Here is a 22,130-nt window from a genome sequence, read left to right as displayed (position 1 = left end):
GAAAATGCGAGGTTTATTTGCCATACCTAAAAAACATGGATATCAGAAACTAATACAATTAAATTTCCAATTCACTCGATTTTGGTCCTTGACTTATTACCACTGGGCTTTCTCATAGCTATACCCGATTGAAAAAGGTTTATCCGTATAACGTCAAAAAGAAAAGCAGAGACGGAATGTACTCCGTTTCTGCTATCCAAAAAATTAATTTGAAACTGCTTGTTGCTCTTTCCACTCCAAATATTCATCGTATGGCATCATTTTATCGAAAATTGTTCCGTCGTCATGTATTTCAATAATACGGTTTGCGACAGTTTGGATGAACTGTTGGTCATGAGAAGTAAAGATCATAGCGCCTTTGAATACGATCAATCCGTTATTCAATGCTTGGATCGATTCAAGATCCAGGTGGTTCATCGGCTCATCCAACAATAACACGTTTGCATTTGTTAACATCATTTTTGACAGCATGCAACGCACTTTTTCTCCACCAGAAAGAACAGACGGTTTTTTCTTTACTTCTTCGCCAGAGAAGAGCATACGGCCTAAGAATCCGCGAAGGAAAGTCTCAGTTTGGTCTTCCGGTGAATATTGACGAAGCCATTCTACGAGCGATTCTTCTTGGCCTTCAAAATACTCGCTATTGTCAATAGGGAAATACGCGCGTGATGTTGTAACACCCCATTTAAAGGATCCTGCATCAGGCTGCTCCTCCTCCGCCAAAATTTCAAGTAGGGCAGTCTTTGCGAGTGGATTGCCTAATAGAATAATTTTATCTTCTTTGCCCATTGTAAATGTTACGTCTTTCAAAAGCTGCTTTCCTTCTTTTGTTTTTGAGAGATCTTTAACAGAAAGAACGTCATTACCAATTTCACGTCCCATTTGAAAATTGACGAATGGATAGCGACGGGAAGATGGTTTAATATCTTCCAGTTCAATTTTCTCAAGTGCTTTTTTACGGGAAGTCGCTTGTTTAGATTTGGAAGCATTGGCACTAAAACGTGCGACGAATGCTTGCAACTCTTTAATTTTCTCTTCCTTTTTCTTGTTTTGATCTTGAGCCATTTTTAAAGCTAATTGGCTGGACTCATACCAAAAATCATAGTTTCCAGGATAAAGCTGGATTTTCGAGAAATCAAGATCTGCGATTTGCGTACAAACTTTGTTCAGGAAATGACGGTCATGGGACACGACAATGACAGTATTATCAAAGTCAATTAAAAATTCTTCAAGCCATCGAATCGCTTTCAAGTCTAAATGGTTTGTCGGCTCATCCAATAAAAGAACATCCGGTTTTCCGAATAGCGCTTGTGCAAGCAATACTTTCACTTTATCGGACCCTGTCAACTCAGCCATTTTTACATGATGAAGGCTTTCGGGGATTCCTAATCCTTGAAGTAAAATGGCAGCTTCTGATTCTGCTTCCCAGCCATTCAATTCGCCAAATTCACCTTCCAATTCAGCGGCGCGCATGCCGTCTTCATCAGAAAAATCTTCTTTCATGTAAATGGCATTTTTTTCGGTCATTATGTCATAAAGACGTTTATGGCCCATAATGACAGTGTCCAACACTTCATGATCTTCGTATTCGAAATGGTTTTGCTTTAAAACTGCAAGACGTTCATCTTTGTTCATGATGACGTGGCCAGTTTGCGGCTCAATTTCACCGGAAAGAACTTTCAAGAAAGTGGATTTTCCCGCTCCGTTTGCGCCGATCAATCCATAGCAATGGCCAGGGTTGAATTGTATGTTCACGTCTTCAAATAGCTTGCGATCGCCATATTGCAGACTTACATTGCTTACTGCTATCATAAATAATCCTCCTAAATTCACAATGCTCCCATTATACCATGAAATAGTTTCCGAGTGGTATGTCTTCGATTCGTGTTACGTACTTTTTTAGGTCATTTCATGTATGATAGGAAAGCAGTTTATATTCCTTACGCTCCCGCTATGTCTAACAGAAAGATTGTGCAATTCATCTTGTAATTAATCCTTACACCACATATTCATTTCTACAAAAAAATCCCTCGAAAGGGATCGATTATTTGAAAGCACTGCGGTTCCGATAGGAGTCTAAAGTGCATAATTCTTTATTGAGCAAATATTCCATCCGTACGTAGTCTTTTCTTTCGGGAATGGCATTTTTATTTAAACCATTCATAGAAAACAAAAAGTAATAATCTTTCACTCTTCGAAAGAGGAATACAGTTTCAGGGAATTCATCAAAAATACATTTCACCTGATATTTGCGAGTATATTCCCATTGTAGGATTTTCATGCACACTCATCCTTTCTACTAATATTATAGCGGTCCTTGAAAAGGAACACAAGTTCCCGATGAATTAGCAAAGGAGTTCTTATATGTCGCAGCAGTATTCAAAGAAGACTTTATTTTTATTGATTCTTACAATATTTGCAGTATCTATAAATATGAGACCTGCAATTACATCAATTGGTCCGATGCTTGATATTATCCGTGTCGATCTTTCATTAACAAGTACTCAAGTAAGCTTGTTAACAGCGTTGCCTGTCATTTGCATGGGAATATTTGCAACGTTATCACCTTATTTGAATCGCCGGGTAGGGTTGAATGGATCGATGTACCTCATGCTATTCATCATTGGGGTAGCAACTATATTAAGAGGTTTTTATTCGCATTATGTAGCTTTAATCATTTCAGCTGTTTTCATCGGAATTGCCATAGCAGTAATAGGACCGCTTTTATCTGCAATGATTAAACAGAACTTTCCAGAGCGGTCAACAAGTGTTATTGGCGTTTATTCTTTCGGAATGGGCGTCGGCTCGACTTTAGGAGCGGGGCTAACTACAATATTTTTTCATCAGACAGGCTCTTATCCGTTCGCGCTTAGTATTTGGGCAGTATTATCTGTAGTAGGAATTGTTTTTTGGCGATTGTCTATGAAAGGGAAAGTTCGTCTCAAACAAAAAGAAAAATCCGAACCTGCAAAATTGAAGCCTGTTTCCATTTCGCCATGGCGCCAAAAAAAAGCATGGCTGTTCCTTCTCTTTTTCGGATTACAAGCATCAAGCTTCTTCTGTATCATTACTTGGGTTGTCCCAATTGCAACTGATGCTAACATGACGCTTGGGCAAGCGAGCGGATTATTAAGTTTAATGACAACGATTCAAATTGTTTTAAACTTAATTTTCCCTATCATTTACGAACGTTTTCCGAAAAGGACGTTTTGGCTGTTGCTTTTTTTAGTGATGGGTTTGATTGCTATTGGCTTTCTATGGACAGGGGAACCGACATTTATGTGGATTAGTGCATTCTTTATGGGGATCCCGCTTGCAGGCTTGTTTCCGATTGCCTTGCTTTTTCCATTGGATGAAACAGAAACGGCAGATGAGACAAATGCCTGGACTGCGATGATGCAAACTGGGGGTTATATCATTGCTGGGGTTTTGCCGCTATTCATTGCACTCATTTACGATTGGACAGGAAACCATCATTATACACTGTTCATTTTTGCAATATTATTTAGTACGATGATCCTATTGACATTTATGATTGGTGATCGTGAAAAGAAAGTTGCTCAACAATAACTTTCCTAGTACAGAAAATAAATAAATAAAAATCCGAAACCTTTTCAAAAGGATTTTCGGATTTTTGTTGTTATTTCCAGTTCTCTCGGATAAATTCATCTCTTCCTGATTTTTTTCGGTCTTCATTATAATGCTCAGGTTCTTTTTCATAATAATCTTGATGATATTCTTCCGCACGGTAAAAGCTCTCCGCAGGACGAATCGCAGTAACAATCGGTTTGGAAAAGCGGCCGCTTTTAGATAGCTCTTCTTTTGAACGTTCGGCAGCTTCTTTTTGTTCATCATCGTAATAAAAAATAGCGGTCGTATAAGAATGACCACGGTCATGGAACTGGCCACCAGCATCTGTTGGGTCGATTTGCTGCCAATACAGCTCCAAAAGTCGTTCATAAGGGAAGATTGAAGGATCATATGTAATTTCTACAACTTCCAAATGCCCTGAATCTCCTCTTTTTACATCTTCGTATGTAGGTTGTACAACATGGCCGCCCATATATCCTGAAACGATGTCATGAATGCCGTCCCATTCTTTGAAAGGCTTGACCATGCACCAAAAACATCCTCCTGCAAATGTCGCTTTTGCCAAATTCGGTTTAGCCATCCTATTGCCTCCTCCTTAATTAATACACGAATTATAGCATAACAGCAAGCAATAAGTGTTTTTAATTAAAAAAAGAGCGCCCACTGACGCGCTCTTTTGAAAGAACTTTTGAGAGGTTGTGCTAAGTTTTTTTAGTAATATAAATAACTCGCGCCGATGATTATTAATAGGATGAACAGCACAACTATAAGAGCGAAGGATGAACCGCCATAATATCCTTCTCTTCCGTATTCACGTCCCATATTTACCACCACCTTCACATTTATCATATGCACAGTTGAAAGAATAAGCTGGGGAAACGCCGTGTTCATTACAATCCTTCATGATATACTTACATTTAGTATGCAACCCAACAATAGTGGGGAGCGTCTTTATAGGTACTTTACAACATGGAGGAATCGAATTTGAGGGAAGATCAATACGAAGGACCTGTGCCTAAAAGGAGAAGAAGAAAAAAGCTTCGTATAGGAAGAGTGTTTACGACTTTCTTGTTTCTATCTTTTATGATCATAGGGTTCTATTCCTATTTTCAATATCAGGCGGGGAGATCTATGGCAAAAGGTCAAGAAATCGATCCGGGGCCATTTCAAGGGGATGTCGTTGACCCGAAAGATCCGTCGGTTGAAAACTATTTGTTATTAGGCGTGGATGATGATGGTAGCGGCAAATCACGCACCGATACGATCATGGTGCTTTCATGGGATAAAAATGCAGGGGAAATACGTCTTATTTCATTTATGAGAGACATTTATGCGCAAATTCCCGGCTATAAATCATATAAATTGAACACAGCCTATTATTTAAACGGTGTGCAGACTGCTAAAGATACGATTACCGGTATGTTTGGGATCCCTATTCATCATTATGCAATCGTCAATTTTGATAATTTTGAATCGATTATTGATACCGCTTTCCCAAATGGTATTGAAATTGAGGTTCAAAAGGAGATGTCCGAAAAAATCGGAGTTACGTTAATGCCTGGTGTCCAACGTTTGAACGGCAAAGAGCTGTTAGGTTTTGCACGATTTCGAGCAGATGCGGAAGGCGATTTCGGCAGGGTGGCTAGGCAACAGGAAGTGTTGAAAGCTATAAAAGAGGAAGCATTGAGTCCCAAAATGCTGCTACATTTACCAAAATTAGCGGGTGCGTTAGATGGTTTTATTGAAACAGATTTAACTGCTAAAGATGAACTTCAAAAAGCATTTACTTTGTTAATCAATAAAGGCGTCGAAATGAAAACGATGACAATTCCGGTAGAAGGATCGTATCAATTTGCAAATTATTCTCATGCCGGTGCAGTAATTGAATTGGATCTTGATAAAAATAAAAAGGCATTATCCGAATTTCTAAATAGAAGTCTTGATTGAGGAAGGGGAGAGTAGCTTGAGCAGCAAAGAACAAGACTCATTGGACGAAAAGCTGAATCGGAAAGAAGCACATCGGATCATTCAATTTTTAGGAGGGCGTACCTCTTTATTTGTCCTCTTTTCTATATTGCTAATTGGGCTAATCATATTAGTTTATAGTAATGTAGCTTTCATTTTTTATCCGATCAAAGTCTTTTTTTCAAATGTTGTATTGCCGATCATATTAGCTGCAATTGCCTATTATTTGCTTCGGCCGATACTGCGAGCGTTGGAAAGGTTGAGAATCCCGAGGATTTGGGGGATTTTCATTATTTTTATAGGGCTGGTCGGCTTAATCACATTATTGGCCGTATTAGTATTTCCTTTTTTAAGGATCCAGTTTACGAATTTAGTTGATGAATTTCCAACTTACTTTAAACAAATGCTCATAGAAATCGATCGTTTTATGCGTTCGTCTCTTTTCGCTACTTATTACGAAGGATTTAATATTAATATCAACCAGATTCTTGAATCGGGTCTCGGCAATGTAGGTAAAATGATCGCGGATGCCGTTGGGGGGATTGCTTCAGGTGTCACTTCATTCATTTCAGCATTAACTGGTTTCGTTTTATCGATCGTTACAGTGCCATTCATCCTTTTTTATTTATTGAAGGATGGTGAAAAATTGCCGAAAATGATTTTGAAAATGTTGCCGCCGCGTTTGCGAGATGATGCCGAAGTAATTTTAAAGGATGCAGATCATCAGATTAGTGCATATATACAAGGACAAATATTAGTAGCTATTTGCATTGGTATTATGGTGTCCATCGGTTTCCTCATTATCGGCATGAAATACGCACTGTTATTAGGCGCTCTAGCAATGTTTACGAGCGTTGTCCCTTATTTAGGACCACTCATTGCAATCACACCAGCTGTCATTATTGCAATCGTCACGTCACCATTTATGCTTGTCAAGTTAGCAATTGTGTGGACAATCGTCCAATTGATAGACGGAAAATTTATTTCGCCGCAAATAATGGGCAAATCGTTGCGTATCCATCCGATTACGATCATTTTTGTCCTATTGACGGCGGGATCATTATTCGGAGTGCCAGGCGTTATTTTAGGAATTCCGGGATATGCATTGCTGAAAGTATTGTTTAGCCATTTATTTGCCTTGCTAAAGCTACGGTACAATAAATATGAGCCAGATGAAAAGATGCATTACGAGCAATTGAAGGAATAATCGGTTTACGTAACCGTAAAAATATTATGTAAACTACTCACTACACCGAAAGTCTGACTTCATAACCATTCTCAAGACGCTCGAAAGGTTTGTAAACTTTTTTTACATTTGATATGGGGGTTAGAAAGGGGAGTGTGTTATGAAGCAAAGGACGATCGCAATACTATTCATTTTTATAGCAGCAAGTTTGTTGATCATTTATGGCAAAGATTTTATGTTTATCACTAAACATGATCGATTGGATGAAACATTTACGAACGCATCCTTCAGTAAAGTTGCAATCGATGCCGTAAATGCGTCGATCGATGTTCAATCAACAAAAAGCTCATCTGCAAAAGTAGAAGTGAGCGGATTGAAAAATAAGCGACCGAATGTACAACTTGATGCTGACGTTAATGGAGATACTTTATCTGTCAAAATAAAGGACACAAGAAAGGTGCTCCGCCTTCCTTTTGGAAAGAGATATGAAGCTGTCGTTGTGAAGGTATTCCTTCCTGAAAAACAATATGATGAAATGATCGTGAAAATCAATAACGGAAAAATTGCGGTAAATGATTTGAAGGCAGAATCAATAAATGCTCGTACGGACAATGGCCAAATACGACTTTCGGAGACAGTTTCCAAATCTGTAAAAGCGAAAAGTGCTAACGGAAAAATAGTTTTCAACTATGTTACTGGTAATATAAAAGCGAATACTGCCACAGGAAAAATAGCCATTATTACGGAAAATTTAAATTCTGCGATTGATGTACAAACGGATGTAGGAAAAATCGATATTCAAGTAGACCAAATGCCAGACAATGCGACGGTAAACATTTTAACAAGTGTTGGGAAAGTAAACTTGTTTGGAAGTGAAGATAGAAAAGCGGTATACGGGTCAGGGGAACATCTGATCCAACTTAAAACTGAAGTAGGAAAAGTAAACGTGGATCTAACAGGAAATACGTATGAGTAATTGAAAGGGCCGTCAATTTCGGCTCTTTTTTTTGTTGAGAACGCTTTTTGGTCTAATTGAAATGCTTAGAATGATTGACTGCTGGCACTTGTCATAAAGTAGGATATCGTTCATACTTATTTAGTTGAAGATTAATTGTACATTGTAGGAGATTGAATAAAAATGACAAAACATATTACGAAAATGACACCAGTAAATGATCCATGGGAAGCATACCAAGACATCGAGCAGCATGGCACATTCACTTTATCAAGTATTGAATTCACAACAACGTATTTATGTAATATGCGCTGTGAACATTGCGCCGTCGGTTATATGCTTCAACCAAAAGATCCAGATTCATTGCCGCTTGATTTATTAACTAAACGCTTAGATGAAATCCCGCATCTCCGTACGATAAGCATTACAGGTGGAGAACCGATGTTTTCAAAAAAATCCGTTGAAAATATTGTTTTACCTTTATTACAATATGCGCATGCACGTGGTATTCGGACACAGATGAATTCCAACTTAACAATGCCTTTTGACCGTTACGAAGCGATCGCACCTTACTTGGACGTTTTACATATTTCCCATAACTGGGGTACAGTAGATGATTTCGTGGATGGCGGATTTGCTAATATGGAAAGAAAGCCACCGCGTGAGAGAAGGGCGGAGCAATTTCAGCGGATGATTGAAAATAGCCGCAAGCTATCCGAAATGGGTGTTATGGTTTCCGCAGAAACAATGCTGAACAAGCGTACATTACCCTATTTGAGGGAAATCCATAGACAGGTCGTCGAAGAGATGAAATGCAGCCGACATGAAATTCACCCAATGTATCCAAGCGACTTCGCAAGTTCGTTAGAAGTTTTGTCATTGGATGAAACAAGAAAAGCAATTCATCAGTTGTTAGATGAACGTGATGAATCAACATGGATGCTTTTCGGTACGCTCCCTTTCTATCCTTGCAGCGACAAGGAAGAAGATTTGCATTTGCTCAGTAGATTGTATAAAAGTAAAAATGTTTCTGTCCGCAACGATCCGGATGGACGGTCCCGGTTAAATGTCAATATTTTTACAGGCGATGTCATTGTAACGGACTTCGGTGATACGCCGCCTTTAGGAAATATTAAAACAAATAATTTGATAGCACTTCATAAGAAATGGTTAGAAAGCTCGCTTGCTGCATCAATTAGCTGTCATTGTCCAGCGGTTCGTTGTTTAGGGCCGAACTTGTTAGTTAAAGACGCATATTACAAAGATACAGATTTCACAAAGAGGAAAGCTCAAATAATGATTGATTAACAGAAAGACTGCATTATGGAAAATACAATTCCGCCATGCAGTCTTTTTCAATTATTATTTTGTATAAGTGAATGATAGTCCTCTTTCGTATCTACGTCATAAAATAATCGTTGATCTGAACATGGAAGTTTAACACCTTTATAAAAGCCCGATCGCAATAAATCCCTTGCACCTCTATCGCCGTTTAACTTTAACAGGGCAGGAAATACGGAAGACGCAATCAAAATAGGAGGCCTTGGCACTCCTTTAAAGTAAGGAGCGACAAATTCTGAGCGATTTTGTTCTTTGTGGCATGCTATCATTTCATCGATCATTTGAACTGTAATAAACGGCTGATCCGCCAACAAAATAACAATCGCTTCTGCATGTAAGGACTTCGCAAACGTAACACCGCACTTCAAAGATGCTGATAGCCCCTCATCGGCCAATTTGCATGGGAGATGAACGACTTTCTTTTCTCGTTTCACAGCATCTGGCAGCCATGATAGCGCATCATCTTCTTGCGTTACAATACAGATGCAATCTAATCTTGATTGCAATGCTGTTTCGATTGCTAAACTGCCCAATGTCTTCATGCCAACTAATAACGATCTTTTATCAAGCCCCATCCTGCGGCTCTTTCCCGCAGCTAAATAGATACCAACGATGGCCATATTTCGGCTCCTCTTCGTACCGCAATCATTTCTGCAATAATGCTGACGGCAATTTCTTCCGCTCCTTCTGCACCAATCGGTAATCCAATTGGTGTGCGGAGCTGATCAAATTGTTCGTTCAAAAGCAGTTTCTCGGCTCTCTTTTTCGATCCTAACAAACCAACATAAAGTAATTCGAAATTCCGGAGATGCTTCAAAAGCATCTGATCAATTTGAAAATCATGTGTCTTAATAATGACAGAATCTAATTGGCGAAACACAGTTTCCTTCATTAGATGCTCCATATTGTTTACGGAAAAAGAAGCAGCTGTCGGGAAATGCTCTTTCGTGCAATATGCTGGGCGCCAATCATAAAGATGTACTTTATACCCAACTTCCGAAGCCATTTTAACTAATGGCCTGGCGTCAGGACCGGCACCGAATAAATGCAACACTGGGCTTGGCCAAATCCATTGCTGATAATAGCTTTCATCTTTTATGTGAATTTTACCAGCCGATCGTTCATATGGACGGATTTTTCCATCAGCAATCGGAGCATCTTTCAATGTGCCATATTGCTTGTCCGCACTATAACAAATCATTGAAGTATGGTCTTTCATTGATTGGATAAAGCGGACGGGTACTCCTTCTTCCAGTTGCCGATGCATAAACCGAAGCAATCTCAATAATAGGCGATCTACATCGCGCAGCATTACTGTTATGACTCCTTGACACCCAATGCCGCGTCCCCAACCAATATCATCTTCAGCTCGTAAATCATATTCATAGATGGCCGTTTTCCCTGTGCCGAACATCGTTTCCGCTCTGCAATGAATATCGTTTTCCAAACAACCACCGCTTAAAAGGCCGATACTTGTTTTGTCTTGAAAGAAGAACATCCAGGCACCTTCTTTACGGTAAGCGGACCCTTCTACATGAATAATCTGCGCCAATACAGTTGGTTTACCTTCCTCTATAACTGTTTTAATTAGTTCTGGAATGAATCCCATTCAACTCACCTCACCTTATCTACTCAATACAGTTGTAGCCAACGTCCCGCTCTATTATTCGAATGCAGCATTATAAATGAAACCTTGTTTGGCAATCCTACGACTAGTGTTAGAGAACTAAAGGAGGAAATTCGGTTGATAGAAGGCAAAAAACTAATCGTTGGAACAGCTCAACAACGAATTGATGCGGTCGAAAAATCTACTGGGGCGCTGAAATATTTAGGGGATAAATTTTTTCAAGGTATGCTTCATGCTAAAGTTGCCACTAGTACAGAAGCACATGCAAATATAGTATCGATCGATACGAGCGAGGCTTGGAAGGTGCCTGGTGTATGCGCCATTATAACGGGCGATATGTTCCCGTTCCCGATCGGACCGATTTTAGCAGATCGCCCACCGTTAGCATTTGATAAAGTTCGGTATTACGGTGAACCAATTGCCATCATCGTTGCAACACATGAATACCAAGCGAAAGAAGCTGCTAAAAAGATCGTCGTCGAATACGATCCGCTGCCTGTCGTCAACTCTGTCCAGCAGGCATTTCAGTCTAATGCGCCGCTAGTACATGAAAATTCTGCTTCATATACAAAAATCATCGATAATGTTTATCCGGTAGGCGGAACGAATATCGCAAGCCATATTAAAATTCGAAAAGGGAACTTCGGCAAAGCATGGGCAACTTGTGCTGATACAATTACTGCTACATATTCATTCAACTTATCAGACCACGCAGCAATGGAAACACGCACTGCCATGGTGGAAATCAATCCAGATGGTAGAGTCGTCGTCCATTCAACGAGCCAATCGCCGTTCACGATTAAGAAAGTTCTAAATCAATTTTTCAATATAGAAGTTGGGAAGATTATTGTTCATATTCCAATGTTAGGCGGTGCTTTCGGTGGAAAAGGAGCCGTGCAATTGGAGCCCTTAGCGTATCTGGCATCACGAGCAGTCGGAGGTAAGCTCGTCAAATTAAAGTTCGATAGGGAAGAAGATATGATGACAGCTCCTTGTCATATCGGTTTTGATGCTACTGTCAAATTGGGTGTCAATTCGCAAGGAAAATTAATTGCCGGGCACTATACATTTTTAATTGAAGCGGGCGCTTATTCAGACCAAGCGGCAGGGATAACGAGGGCAGCAGCGCTTGATTGTACAGGCCCTTATCACATTCCAAATGTTTGGTGCGACTCGTATTGCATGTATACAAATCATCCATATGCGACATCTTTCAGAGGTTATGGGCATCCTGAATTGACTTTTGCAATTGAACGGACGATGGACCAGTTTGCGAAAAAATTGAATATCGATCCGGTCGAGTTCCGTTTAATGAATGCAATTAAAGTAGGACATACAACTCCGACGCAGTCAGTGTTGAACGCGAACAAGTTAGGAGACGCAGAAGCTTGCATGAAACGTGCAAAAGAGCTGATAGAGTATAGCGGACCTGAAAGCGTACCGGTAAATGAACATATCGTACGATCAAAAGGAGTGGCACTTTTTTGGAAAACCTCTACAACTTCTACGAATGCACAAGCCGGCGCCATTCTAACATTTGAAGCGGACGGAACAGTGAACCTTAGCTGTGCAGCAGTTGAGTTGGGACAAGGGACAAAAACGATATTGGCGCAAATCGCTGCAGAACGTTTGCAAATGGACATCAATAAAATCCATGTGACAATGGAAGTGAATACACAATATAACCCCCATCAATGGCGCACTGTAGCAAGCAGTACAACCTTTTTGGCAGGGAATGCAGTGTTGGCTGCTGCAGATGATGCGATACGGCAATTGAAAAGAATAGGAGCAGTTGCATTGCAATGTTCAGAGGTGGAGTTATCCGTCGGAAATGGCCGAGTGTATGTAACAGCAGAACCAGATAAAGGGATCGATATCCAAACCATTTCATTAGGTTTTCAGTACCCGAATGGCCATACGGTAGGAGAACAAATAATCGGCATCGGCAGACACATCCAACGTCATTTAACACCGATGGATAAGGAAACAGGATTTGGAAATCCAGGTCCATGGTGGTCGGTTGGCGCCCAAGCTGTTGAAATTGAATTCGATAAACGTTCCTTCACGTATAAAATCCTTAGAGCAGTCACTGTAATGGATGGCGGCACAATTATCAATCCAATGACTGCGACACAGCAAATGCGGGGTGGGATTTTTTTAGGGTTAAGCATTGCAAAAGGCGAATCATTCCTGTTCAATCCGAAAGGCATTATTCAAAATCCGGATCTACGAAATTATCAAATGATGCGCTTTGGAGAGCAACCGGGAGAATACGTCATTGAATTTATTGAAACCCCTTCAAAAGATGGTCCATACGGCGCAAGAGGTATCGGAGAGTACGGAGTAATAGGTGCTGCTGCAGCACTTGCAAACAGTTTATCTATAGCAGTAAATGCCGAAATGAATGAACTCCCTTTGACACCGGAAACGATTTGGCGGTTATCGACGGAGGTTGTAAAATGATCCCTTTTACATTTGATTACTATAAACCCGAATCGATAGAAGAGGCATATAAAACATTCTCAAGCGAATGGTCATTAGGGAAGAAAGTGATCTTTTATTCGGGGGGAACAGAAGTGATCACATTCGCACGCGGAGGAAAATTAAAAGCGGATGCAGTTATAGATTTAAAAGGCATTGATGAGTGCAATGTTTTAAAGATAGAAGACGATCAACTTATAATCGGATCCGCCGTTACGTTAAATGAAATAACAGAGTCCGAACTATTTCCGATGTTAGGAAATATGGTGCGCAAAATTGCCGATCATACATCTCGAAACAAAATAACAATCGGAGGCAATCTACTAAGTGGATTGCCATATAGAGAGGCGCTGTTGCCCTTATTAGTCGCGGATGCATTAATTACTGTTGCTGGACCAAAGGAAAGGGATGTCTTTCCTGCTGAACAAATAGCAGCAGCAAAGGTGAAAGATGGTTCATTCATAACACAAATTAAGGTGCCGGTCAGCAATTTGAATCTACCGTACGCTTGCTTAAAACAAACACGTACTTCAACAGTTGGCTATCCAATTGTAAGCATAGCTGCAATGTTGAAAAATGAACGGATTCGCATCGCTTTTTCAGGCCTTTCAGATACGCCTTTTAGGTCTGCAGTCGTTGAAGGGGTATTAAATGACCATTCGTTGGACGTAAAAGAACGGATAAACAAAGCAGTTGCAAAAATGCCTGCTACAATTATGGAAGACTTTCTGGCGTCGAAAAAGTTTAGGCAATTCACACTGACACAGTTATTAAATGAAATGTTCGAGGAACTGGAGGAAGCGCAATGATCTTTTCAAATACGAGTAAGCATACAATCGCATCCATATTAGTAAATGGAGAAAAGAAAGAGATCATGGTTCGTTCAGCTGATACATTGTTAACTTCATTACGGGATTCATTAGGATTAACGGGTGCAAAATTAGCATGTGGCAATGGAGATTGTGGTGCATGTACAGTATTAGTAAACGGTAAACCGATGCATTCCTGTCTCGTGCTCACTGTAGAGGCAGTACATCAAGAAATTACGACGATAGAAGGACTTCAACACTCCCCGATGCCCAAAGCGTTTGTCGATCATTGGGCAATCCAGTGCGGCTATTGCACGCCAGGATTCATTGTGAATAGTCATGCACTTGTTACCGCCCATCCAGAAGCTACTGAGGATCAGATTGAAGAATGGCTCTCTTCCAACCTGTGTAGATGTACAGGATACAAGGAAATTAATGAAGCAGTGAAATCGGTACTGCAAAAGAAACAGAAATAAATAGATGGACTGCTCTGAAGTTAAGAAACGGCTTCAGTGCAGTCCATTTGTCTTTTACCCTTTTTTAAAACTTTTGTTGGAGCTGTTTAATGTTTCAATCAACTGCAATGTTTGCGCTGCTTGGTCAATTTGTTTTCTTACTTGTTCCAATTGCTGTTGAACCGTTGAAGATGCTTCTGTAACAGCTACCGCTTGCATTTGATTTAAAAGTTGGGAAGCTTGTTGCAATTGCTGACCCGCCTGTTGCGCGGACTGTGTATCAAAAAGTGTATTCATTTGTTGAATAGTTTGAGATGCCTTTTGCAGTTTTTGTAAAATGTTTTTCTTTTCATTTTGAAATTGCTGTTCCATTTGATTGTCCTGCTGCTTCACCATTTTTTTACTCCTTTCTAAGCGTATTTTACATTATAGTATTGGTTGACAAGGATTCGTTTTATTCAAACGGTTATGGAGTTACCACCTTAGGCTGATACTTAGCATACAGCATTCTGCCGCTATATCCACATTGCGCAAATTAATGACTATACCACTTGGTGTATATTTGACATCGTGGTCAACTGTAATTCCTCCAGAAGTGATCAGTTGTTTCACTTTGTTTTCATTGGAGGATTGAGCTGCTTCCATTAATTCTCGAGCAAATTGGTCGGATTCAGCAATTTTATCGATTAGTTGTATGGCTTGTTTCATAAGCAATTGAAATCGTTTAGCGGAGGTGTTGAATTTCCGAACATTTACGGGAGGGAATGAATATGGCATTCTTTGGCTTTGCGCTGACATCGGGATGATGGATGGATACGTTGGAGAGATGACAGTGTGATAAGGAGAATACGTTAAATAGTGGAGTTGTCGATAATACAATGAGACGCCTCCTTTTCGGCACATACATCTATACTATGACGCATATGCCCATTCAGTGAGTAATATTAAAGTACGTATGAATCGTTGCCGAATGGTAGAATAGATAAGTATAAAAGAGGAAAGAGGCGGGCGATTTGGATCGTATCGATATTCGTGAGTTGATAACAGAAGAACAATTAAAAGAAGGATACAATGTTATGCGACAATTGAGAAGCCATTTAGATGAAGTGGCGTATTTGCAATTAGTGAATGAAGCAAAACGAATAGAGAATTATCGTCAATTCGCTCTATACGCAAATGATAAAATTGCAGCGGTCATCGGTTTTCAACCAATGGTAACTCTCTACTATGGCAAGTTCATTTGGATTTGCGATTTTGTTACGGATGAGTTAAAGCGATCAAAAGGGTATGGAGAGCAGCTGCTTACTTATATACATGACTTATTGCTGTCCGAAGGCTATGAAACCGTCGCACTTTCATCAGGGCTACAACGAGAAAGCGCCCATTCGTTTTATAAAGATAAAATGAAATATGAGCAGGTTAGTTACGTCTTTAAAAAAACGCTTTAAAAAAATTGAAGCCAATAAGCTGAAAACTTAATTACAGTACCCTATAATTGTTAATGGCAATCAAATGTATTGCGATGAATATAGATCAAAAAGCGAGGAACTTGCATGTCCAATCTATCAGTAGGAGCAGCTCATGGAAAAATCATATTAATTGGAGAACATGCAGTTGTTTACAATAAGCCTGCCATTGCAATTCCCTTTACTGAAGTGGGGGCAAAGGCAATTATACAAGAAGGCGGTAGCGATGAATCAGGATGCCGATTGAACTGTAAATATTTTTGTGGTCCATTTGAGAATGCACCTGAGCCGTTATCTGGCATTACAGCATGTGTACATGAAACGTTAAGCTATTTACAAGTGGAAAAACCAAATATAACGATCCGTATCGAATCCTCTATCCCTTCCGGACGAGGATTAGGTTCAAGCGCAGCAATTGCCTATGCAGTTGTAAAAGGTTTGTTTCGATATTATGGCCATCAGGCGAATGAAGATGAGATTTTACGGCTTGCACAAGTGGCGGAAATATTTGCTCATGGAAATCCAAGCGGCATTGATGTCGTTGCTGTTGGCAGTGAGGGGCCTATCCGTTTCCAAAAAGGGAAAGGGGCTGTCCCATTACCCATTGGAAAGACATTGCATTTAGTCATTGCGGATACAGGAAGATTCGGAGATACACGGACAGCTGTAGAAAGCATACGAACACTTTACGAACAGGATCGTCTCACAACTCAAAGGTCGCTTGACTTGATTGAAGACTTTACGTACCATTGCGAACAGGCGATGGCGAAAGGTGATGTAAAGCTTGTAGGCTGTTGCCTTAATTTAGCTCAGGAAGAATTATCAGCTTTAGGTGTGAGCGATGAAGGCATTGATCGGCTCGTGGATGTTGCCAGAGATTCCGGAGCATTAGGCGCTAAACTTACAGGCGGCGGCAGAGGTGGCTGCATATTAGCATTGGCTGCTGATGAACAAGATGCACTACAGCTATCGATTTCATTAAAAGAAGCCGGTGCTACTGAAACGTACATTAGCCGGATCGGCATGAGTCAGCATCATTATTTTGAAAAGGCGGAGAATGAACGTGCAAGCGAAAGTTAAAGCGCATACGAATATTGCCCTCATTAAGTATTGGGGGAAGAGGAACGAACAATTGTTCCTACCTACGAATAATAGCATTTCAATTACATTAGATCGATTTTATACAACGACTTCAGTTACATTTCAAGAAGGATTGACAGCCGACCAATTCATGTTAGATGGCAAAGAAATTCAAGGGATGGAATTGCAGAAGATCAAAACATTTTTGGATCTAATTCGAAATAAAGCAAATAAGCAGCTATTCGCAATCGTTGAATCGGTCAATAATGTGCCGACAGCAGCTGGTTTTGCATCATCCGCGTCCGGATATGCAGCTTTGGCTGCCGCAGCATCGAAGGCAATCGGTTTGAATCTCAATGAAGAAGAGTTATCCATAATCGCCCGACAAGGTTCCGGCTCGGCATCGAGATCCGTATATGGTGGATACGTTGAATGGCAAAAAGGAGAAAAAGAGGACGGAACTGATTCTTATGCTACCCAAATTATGCCAGCAGATAAATGGGATTTAAGCATCTTGTCTGTTATGGTGGAAGCGAAAGAAAAGAAAGTGTTGAGCAGGGAAGGGATGAAGCGTACAGTGAATACTTCGTCATTTTACCAAGCATGGCTCGATACGATTGATGAGGATTTAATAGCAGCAAGACAAGGAATCAAAAACCGGGATTTTGAATTGTTAGGAACCGTTTTGGAGCGCAATGCATTAAAAATGCATGCAACGACTTTAGCGTCTAACCCTCCATTTTTATATTGGACAGGAGCGACAGTGGATGTAATGCATGAAGTTGAAGCGTTGCGGGAAGAAGGCATTCTTTCTTATTTTACGATTGATGCAGGACCAAATGTGAAAGTCATTTGTCAGCCAAAGGATGAAACGATTGTTAAAGAAAGACTTGAACAATTAAACTGTGTGCAACAGATTTTTGTTTGTCATCCTGGACCGGGTGTAGAATATTTATGATGACAACCGGCGGGATACACAGCAATAGTACGTATCAACCTATAACAATTCAAGTTCCCGGAAAGCTGTTCATTGCGGGCGAATTTGCAGTACTTGAACCCGAAGCAAGCGCGATTGTTGCGGCTGTAAATCGTTATGTGTATGCAGAAATAGCATTTAGCGATGATAACCATTTACAGCTTCCAAATATCGGTTTTGAAGATATTCGATGGGATGTGATAGAAGGCAATCTTCATCTTTATGAACAATCGCCTAAACTATCATTTCTACAAAACACTTTGCAAATATGCAATCAATATATCGTTGAAGCAGGCATCAAGCTAAAACCGTTCACTCTTCGAATTAATAGTGAATTAGATGATGCATCTGGGAGAAAATATGGGCTTGGATCAAGTGCAGCAGTTGTAGTTGCCGCAGTTACAGCGATACTGCGCTTATATAAAGAGGAAGGCATCTCATCCTCTCCAGAAATAATTTACAAATTGGCTTCCATCGTGCACTTCAAAACGCAAGGAAACGGTTCTTGCGCCGATGTTGCCGCATCTACCTATGGTGGTTATTTACATTACAGTGCTTTTGATGGAGAATGGATAAAAGACCGCTTAACAGAAGACATCAATCTTCATGCATTCATTGCAGAGCAGTGGCCTGGACTCCATATTAAAAAAATCGTTCCTCCTACAGAGCTGTTGCTATGTGTAGGGTGGACAGGCAATGAAATGTCAACCTATAAAATGATTGAGAAGATTAAACGTTTAAAATTAGTACAGCCGGCAGCATATGCTGATTTTCTTGAGCAAAGTATAATGGCTGTTCACGATATGGTTGATCAGTTCGAGAAATCGGATGAAAGAGGAGCAATACAAAGTTTTGCGCGCAATCGAAAAGCACTATCCAAATTAGGAAGAGATGCTGAAGCGGAAATTGAAACGCCGAAGCTGCAGGAGTTAATTCACATTGCAAATAAATATGGCGCCGGGAAAACATCTGGTGCTGGTGGCGGGGATTGCGGCATTGCATTTGTTATAGGGGAATTGAACGCAAGTCAGCTAAAAGAAGAATGGGCATCTTCAAACATTGAACCATTAAATTTAGCTGTTTCAAAAGAAGGGGCAATGGAGATCAGGAAGGCGGATGAGACAAGTGACTGAATCGATTCACCAACGGAAAGCGGAGCATATTCAAATCGCGTTGAATGAAAAAGTGACGGGCGATCATATTACAACAGGGCTTGAAAGGGTGCATTTTGTCCATAATGCGCTTCCTGAGATTGATTTTCAGGAAATTTCAATCGAAACATCTTTTTTAGGCCATGCTATTAAAACTCCTTTTTTAATTAGTTCGATGACTGGCGGTGCGGCATTTGCAGAAACGATTAATCGTCATTTGGCAGTCGCAGCTGAGGAAAAGGGCTGGGTGTTAGCTTTAGGATCAATGAGAGCGCTAATCGAGAGCGAAGAACATAGAGCTTCGTTTCAAGTCCGTAAATATGCACCCAACGTTCCAATTATCGCCAACTTAGGAGCTGTACAACTGAACTATGGCTTCCAAGCTGACTTATGCAAGAAAATTGTAGAAATGTCAGATGCAAATGCACTCGTACTCCATTTAAATAGCATACAAGAAGTAATTCAACCGAATGGAGATACGAACTTCAAAGATTTACTTATAAAAATCGAGAAATTGGTATCTGAAATGGACATTCCTATCGGAGTAAAAGAAGTAGGTTGGGGAATTGACGGCGACATTGCTAAAAAGCTGACAGATGTGGGCATATCTTTCATTGACGTTGCAGGAGCGGGCGGCACGTCATGGAGCCAGGTTGAAAAATACCGATCAGCCGATCCTATAAAACGCGCTGCAGCAGATGCATTTAGTGAGTGGGGAATCCCAACTGTCGACAGCGTTGCATCAGTCCGCAAAAAGATCGGCAATCAAACGATCGTGGCAAGTGGCGGAATGGCCACAGGACTAGATGCAGCGAAAACAATCGCCTTAGGTGCTGATGCAGTCGGATTTGGCAGATCTATTCTGAAAGAAGCGACTCAATCTGTTGAAGACGTCATTCAAGTGATGGAAACGAAAGAATTGGAGTTGCGCATCGCTATGTTCGGTGTTGGAGCCTCTAATTTGAAGGAATTGCAAGCGACCGATCGAGTCCGTTATACAGAAAGATAAATAAGCGCCCATCCGATCAATTTATGCCGGATGGGCTTTTATCCAGCTTTACGACTTTACGGTACAGCAATAAAATTTGGGTTGAGCGAACGTTTACTTTCATAATCGTTCTTGTTTGTTAAATAGCAGAAGTTTTACCGAAATTGCTATTCATAAATACCGTTACAGATCAGACTTAAAACCCTATCATTTCACGTATAAAATCATGAAAACAGCAAGCAAAAACCAACGTGAACCACCTAAAAATTGGAAGATCCTAACATTTTTAGAGAAATAACAAACACTAATCTTACTTAAGGAATTGTATGCTTATGCAATGTATATTGGAGATAAATATCATTTTTGAAGGAGTGTTTTACTATGTGGAAAATTATTGACGGTAAACTGCAGCAAACAACCGACACAGATCGAGTAAAATTCAGAACAAACATTAGCAAAGCAATTTTAGATGATTTACAAAGGATTGCTGAAGATAATGATACGCATGTCAATTATTTATTAGAAAGCGGATTGCTACACGTATTAAAACAAGATGTTATTTCATTTAATAAAGATTTGAGACCGAAAGATCGAGTTCAATACAAAACGACATATGACAAAGAACTACTATCAGCAATTAAGGAAAAAGCGAAGGAACAGAAACTATTTATAAACGATCTTATCGAGTATAGTGTGCAATACATTAATGTAGAGGAAAGTAAGGATAGAAACTATAGATATAGAATAGAGGAGTAAATAAAAAACTCTTTTAAAGAACGCCCCCGTCATAATATATATTATAGAGAGTTACGTATCAATGATAAGTATACTTAAGACAGTGAGATAAAAAGGGTTTTTTATTGTACAAGGACACCAAAGTCCGAACTATTTGGACATGAAAGTTTGGACTATTAGTTTAGTCCGATCTATATATCGAGTTGAATTACCCAATTCATTTACCAATTAGGATTTTTATTAATGCTGCATTTATACATTATACTTGATTAGTTTCATATTCCAGTGTCCCATAAGGCATCATTATCCCCAATCACATTAGGAACGGATTGATCAATAATCTTAGAATGCCCCACTTCTGTAACTGTGATTAAGATAGTTTTTGTTTTTATTACTTAAACCCCAATGGGATAAGCGTTATTATTCAGATGATCAAAAGCCAAATCCCACCCTATTTTCAGTAGGAATTTGGCTTTTGATCTTCAGCAATCACGTCCGTTAATGTAATACTAAAAATTTAAATCAAACACCTCATTTGGTAAGTGTCATTTTCTTGTTTAAATAATAATTCCTTATATATTAACTTCTTCTTTTAATATTTCCAATGCATATAAAAGGTCTATATCTTTATAGATATGCTCAGGAGACCAAGGTATATAACGATCGGGTTGAATCCCTTTACCGTGTAATGGATGATTTAAAGTTTTTTGTACACGGCGTGATATTGGATAATAAAGTGAAAACATATCGGCCCACTTTTTGATAACTAAATCGCTATAATCATTCACCCCCATAGTGGACCGTCCAATTACGGTTACTTTAGAAGACGACATACTCATCTCTACGAAGTATTCAGCTGCACTAGCACAATAAACGTCAGTCATAACAACTACTTTTTTAGGAAAATCAGTTCCTTCGAACTTAGATGCTTTATCCTTCAACGAGTCGGAAAAATCTAATGCAACAAAACCTTGACCGCGGTACTTCTTACATTGTTCTTCCGCAAAATCAAGGACATCTAATGTCTCTTGATCTTTTATATCCTTTCTAAAATTCTGACATAATTGAATAAATAAATCAGAATTTCGATTGGTATAATTGAACTCCCTTAATTCACCTTCAGTACTTGGGTGTTCATCGCTTGGGAAAATATATGGAACTAACGTTGAAATGGCTTGTCCATTTCCACCATTATTATTTCTTACATCGATAATGTGTTTTGCAAGATAAAAGTGCAGAAGAATGCAATGAAAAATACATAAGCTTGCCAGCCTTCATCTGAGTATTCATTTATGTCTAGAAAGTGCGTTTGTTACCCTAAAAC

Annotated in this window: 23 protein-coding genes; 14 read left to right on the top strand and 9 right to left on the bottom strand. The window is 39.7% G+C overall.

From position 1 onward, the window contains the following. Nucleotides 1-204 precede the first annotated feature (204 nt). The gene (locus WFH04_RS16250; RefSeq protein WP_336825106.1) at nucleotides 205-1,812 is read right to left on the bottom strand and encodes an ABC-F family ATP-binding cassette domain-containing protein; all 1,608 of its coding nucleotides are present in this window, start codon (nucleotides 1,810-1,812) and stop codon (nucleotides 205-207) included. Between the two features lie 232 nt (nucleotides 1,813-2,044). After that, nucleotides 2,045-2,281, bottom strand: coding sequence for a hypothetical protein (locus WFH04_RS16245; RefSeq protein WP_336825105.1), 237 nt, complete (start codon nucleotides 2,279-2,281; stop codon nucleotides 2,045-2,047). A gap of 83 nt (nucleotides 2,282-2,364) precedes the next feature. Between WFH04_RS16245 and WFH04_RS16240 the strand changes: the two genes are divergently transcribed. Continuing rightward, nucleotides 2,365-3,570 carry an MFS transporter gene (locus WFH04_RS16240; protein WP_336825104.1) on the top strand — a complete coding sequence of 402 codons (1,206 nt, stop codon included), beginning with the start codon at nucleotides 2,365-2,367 and terminating at the stop codon, nucleotides 3,568-3,570. Between the two features lie 70 nt (nucleotides 3,571-3,640). On the opposite strand, the gene msrA is transcribed toward WFH04_RS16240, so the two are convergent. Together msrA and WFH04_RS16230 are read right to left on the bottom strand one after the other, a co-directional pair. After that, nucleotides 3,641-4,171 (bottom strand): peptide-methionine (S)-S-oxide reductase MsrA, encoded by a 531-nt coding sequence (msrA, locus tag WFH04_RS16235; RefSeq protein WP_336825103.1) that lies wholly within the window; start codon nucleotides 4,169-4,171, stop codon nucleotides 3,641-3,643. Nucleotides 4,172-4,302: 131 nt separating this feature from the next. Further along, complete coding sequence (locus tag WFH04_RS16230; protein ID WP_336825102.1) at nucleotides 4,303-4,413, bottom strand: YjcZ family sporulation protein; 111 nt, start codon at nucleotides 4,411-4,413, stop codon at nucleotides 4,303-4,305. 147 nt (nucleotides 4,414-4,560) lie between these two features. Here WFH04_RS16230 and WFH04_RS16225 point away from each other — a divergent pair, with 147 nt between their 5' ends. From WFH04_RS16225 to yfkAB, 4 genes are all read left to right on the top strand, one after another. Beyond that, entirely contained in the window at nucleotides 4,561-5,538 is a 978-nt protein-coding gene (locus WFH04_RS16225) for an LCP family protein (protein WP_336825101.1), read from the top strand. A gap of 16 nt (nucleotides 5,539-5,554) precedes the next feature. Then, nucleotides 5,555-6,763 (top strand): AI-2E family transporter, encoded by a 1,209-nt coding sequence (locus tag WFH04_RS16220; protein WP_336825100.1) that lies wholly within the window; start codon nucleotides 5,555-5,557, stop codon nucleotides 6,761-6,763. A 139-nt stretch (nucleotides 6,764-6,902) separates the two neighbouring features. Further along, entirely contained in the window at nucleotides 6,903-7,718 is an 816-nt protein-coding gene (locus tag WFH04_RS16215; protein WP_336825099.1) for a DUF4097 family beta strand repeat-containing protein, read from the top strand. Between the two features lie 162 nt (nucleotides 7,719-7,880). After that, the gene (yfkAB, locus tag WFH04_RS16210; RefSeq protein WP_336825098.1) at nucleotides 7,881-9,005 is read left to right on the top strand and encodes a radical SAM/CxCxxxxC motif protein YfkAB; all 1,125 of its coding nucleotides are present in this window, start codon (nucleotides 7,881-7,883) and stop codon (nucleotides 9,003-9,005) included. Between the two features lie 47 nt (nucleotides 9,006-9,052). On the opposite strand, the gene WFH04_RS16205 is transcribed toward yfkAB, so the two are convergent. Together WFH04_RS16205 and WFH04_RS16200 are read right to left on the bottom strand one after the other, a co-directional pair. Then, nucleotides 9,053-9,658, bottom strand: a complete 606-nt coding sequence (locus tag WFH04_RS16205) for a nucleotidyltransferase family protein (RefSeq protein ID WP_336825097.1) — start codon at nucleotides 9,656-9,658, stop codon at nucleotides 9,053-9,055. Beyond that, on the bottom strand, nucleotides 9,634-10,647 hold the full coding sequence (locus tag WFH04_RS16200) for an XdhC family protein (protein WP_336825096.1): 1,014 nt from the start codon (nucleotides 10,645-10,647) through the stop codon (nucleotides 9,634-9,636). The genes WFH04_RS16205 and WFH04_RS16200 overlap by 25 nt, the downstream gene beginning before the upstream one ends. 135 nt (nucleotides 10,648-10,782) lie before the next feature. On the opposite strand from WFH04_RS16200, the gene WFH04_RS16195 reads away from it, so the two are divergent. Genes WFH04_RS16195 through WFH04_RS16185 form a run of 3 tightly spaced genes read left to right on the top strand, consistent with a single transcriptional unit; the run spans nucleotide 10,783 to nucleotide 14,431 of the window. Continuing rightward, nucleotides 10,783-13,128 (top strand): xanthine dehydrogenase family protein molybdopterin-binding subunit, encoded by a 2,346-nt coding sequence (locus WFH04_RS16195; protein WP_336825095.1) that lies wholly within the window; start codon nucleotides 10,783-10,785, stop codon nucleotides 13,126-13,128. Next, on the top strand, nucleotides 13,125-13,955 hold the full coding sequence (locus WFH04_RS16190; protein WP_336825094.1) for an FAD binding domain-containing protein: 831 nt from the start codon (nucleotides 13,125-13,127) through the stop codon (nucleotides 13,953-13,955). Before WFH04_RS16195 ends, WFH04_RS16190 begins: the two co-directional genes overlap by 4 nt. Then, nucleotides 13,952-14,431, top strand: a complete 480-nt coding sequence (locus WFH04_RS16185; protein ID WP_336825093.1) for a (2Fe-2S)-binding protein — start codon at nucleotides 13,952-13,954, stop codon at nucleotides 14,429-14,431. The genes WFH04_RS16190 and WFH04_RS16185 overlap by 4 nt, the downstream gene beginning before the upstream one ends. Nucleotides 14,432-14,485: 54 nt before the next feature. On the opposite strand, the gene WFH04_RS16180 is transcribed toward WFH04_RS16185, so the two are convergent. Beyond that, complete coding sequence (locus WFH04_RS16180; RefSeq protein ID WP_336825092.1) at nucleotides 14,486-14,806, bottom strand: hypothetical protein; 321 nt, start codon at nucleotides 14,804-14,806, stop codon at nucleotides 14,486-14,488. A gap of 78 nt (nucleotides 14,807-14,884) precedes the next feature. After that, nucleotides 14,885-15,289 (bottom strand): YuzC family spore coat inner layer protein, encoded by a 405-nt coding sequence (locus WFH04_RS16175; protein WP_336825091.1) that lies wholly within the window; start codon nucleotides 15,287-15,289, stop codon nucleotides 14,885-14,887. 134 nt (nucleotides 15,290-15,423) lie between these two features. Between WFH04_RS16175 and WFH04_RS16170 the strand changes: the two genes are divergently transcribed. The 6 genes from WFH04_RS16170 (at nucleotide 15,424) to WFH04_RS16145 (ending at nucleotide 20,827) form a co-directional block, all read left to right on the top strand. After that, the gene (locus WFH04_RS16170; protein WP_336825090.1) at nucleotides 15,424-15,858 is read left to right on the top strand and encodes a GNAT family N-acetyltransferase; all 435 of its coding nucleotides are present in this window, start codon (nucleotides 15,424-15,426) and stop codon (nucleotides 15,856-15,858) included. 105 nt (nucleotides 15,859-15,963) lie between these two features. Beyond that, nucleotides 15,964-16,956, top strand: coding sequence for a mevalonate kinase (mvk, locus tag WFH04_RS16165; protein ID WP_336825089.1), 993 nt, complete (start codon nucleotides 15,964-15,966; stop codon nucleotides 16,954-16,956). Beyond that, nucleotides 16,940-17,914, top strand: a complete 975-nt coding sequence (gene mvaD, locus WFH04_RS16160; protein ID WP_336825088.1) for a diphosphomevalonate decarboxylase — start codon at nucleotides 16,940-16,942, stop codon at nucleotides 17,912-17,914. Before mvk ends, mvaD begins: the two co-directional genes overlap by 17 nt. Continuing rightward, on the top strand, nucleotides 17,911-19,065 hold the full coding sequence (locus WFH04_RS16155; protein ID WP_336825087.1) for a phosphomevalonate kinase: 1,155 nt from the start codon (nucleotides 17,911-17,913) through the stop codon (nucleotides 19,063-19,065). Before mvaD ends, WFH04_RS16155 begins: the two co-directional genes overlap by 4 nt. Then, nucleotides 19,058-20,092: a type 2 isopentenyl-diphosphate Delta-isomerase gene (fni, locus tag WFH04_RS16150; protein WP_336825086.1), complete on the top strand. Its 1,035-nt coding sequence runs from the start codon at nucleotides 19,058-19,060 to the stop codon at nucleotides 20,090-20,092. The genes WFH04_RS16155 and fni overlap by 8 nt, the downstream gene beginning before the upstream one ends. 360 nt (nucleotides 20,093-20,452) lie before the next feature. Continuing rightward, entirely contained in the window at nucleotides 20,453-20,827 is a 375-nt protein-coding gene (locus WFH04_RS16145) for an rRNA methyltransferase (RefSeq protein ID WP_336825085.1), read from the top strand. 551 nt (nucleotides 20,828-21,378) lie between these two features. Here WFH04_RS16145 and WFH04_RS16140 read toward each other — a convergent pair. Beyond that, nucleotides 21,379-22,017 carry a S41 family peptidase gene (locus WFH04_RS16140; protein ID WP_336825107.1) on the bottom strand — a complete coding sequence of 213 codons (639 nt, stop codon included), beginning with the start codon at nucleotides 22,015-22,017 and terminating at the stop codon, nucleotides 21,379-21,381. Between the last annotated feature and the right edge of the window lie 113 nt (nucleotides 22,018-22,130).

This window comes from Sporosarcina sp. USHLN248 (assembly GCF_037144575.1).
Classification (GTDB): domain Bacteria; phylum Bacillota; class Bacilli; order Bacillales_A; family Planococcaceae; genus Sporosarcina; species Sporosarcina contaminans.
Note: the sequence above shows the minus strand (reverse complement) of the source record. Positions and strands in the feature narration are given on the sequence as shown.

Bases quoted from the DNA above. Each gene is read 5' to 3' on its own strand.
- WFH04_RS16250 (WP_336825106.1), bottom strand. From the start codon at position 1,812: ATGATAGCAGTAAGCAATGTAAGTCTGCAATATGGCGATCGCAAGCTA.
- WFH04_RS16245 (WP_336825105.1), bottom strand. From the start codon at position 2,281: ATGAAAATCCTACAATGGGAATATACTCGCAAATATCAGGTGAAATGT.
- WFH04_RS16240 (WP_336825104.1), top strand. From the start codon at position 2,365: ATGTCGCAGCAGTATTCAAAGAAGACTTTATTTTTATTGATTCTTACA.
- msrA (WP_336825103.1), bottom strand. From the start codon at position 4,171: ATGGCTAAACCGAATTTGGCAAAAGCGACATTTGCAGGAGGATGTTTT.
- WFH04_RS16230 (WP_336825102.1), bottom strand. From the start codon at position 4,413: ATGGGACGTGAATACGGAAGAGAAGGATATTATGGCGGTTCATCCTTC.
- WFH04_RS16225 (WP_336825101.1), top strand. From the start codon at position 4,561: ATGGAGGAATCGAATTTGAGGGAAGATCAATACGAAGGACCTGTGCCT.
- WFH04_RS16215 (WP_336825099.1), top strand. From the start codon at position 6,903: ATGAAGCAAAGGACGATCGCAATACTATTCATTTTTATAGCAGCAAGT.
- yfkAB (WP_336825098.1), top strand. From the start codon at position 7,881: ATGACAAAACATATTACGAAAATGACACCAGTAAATGATCCATGGGAA.
- WFH04_RS16205 (WP_336825097.1), bottom strand. From the start codon at position 9,658: ATGGCCATCGTTGGTATCTATTTAGCTGCGGGAAAGAGCCGCAGGATG.
- WFH04_RS16200 (WP_336825096.1), bottom strand. From the start codon at position 10,647: ATGGGATTCATTCCAGAACTAATTAAAACAGTTATAGAGGAAGGTAAA.
- WFH04_RS16190 (WP_336825094.1), top strand. From the start codon at position 13,125: ATGATCCCTTTTACATTTGATTACTATAAACCCGAATCGATAGAAGAG.
- WFH04_RS16185 (WP_336825093.1), top strand. From the start codon at position 13,952: ATGATCTTTTCAAATACGAGTAAGCATACAATCGCATCCATATTAGTA.
- WFH04_RS16180 (WP_336825092.1), bottom strand. From the start codon at position 14,806: ATGGTGAAGCAGCAGGACAATCAAATGGAACAGCAATTTCAAAATGAA.
- mvk (WP_336825089.1), top strand. From the start codon at position 15,964: ATGTCCAATCTATCAGTAGGAGCAGCTCATGGAAAAATCATATTAATT.
- WFH04_RS16155 (WP_336825087.1), top strand. From the start codon at position 17,911: ATGATGACAACCGGCGGGATACACAGCAATAGTACGTATCAACCTATA.
- WFH04_RS16145 (WP_336825085.1), top strand. From the start codon at position 20,453: ATGTGGAAAATTATTGACGGTAAACTGCAGCAAACAACCGACACAGAT.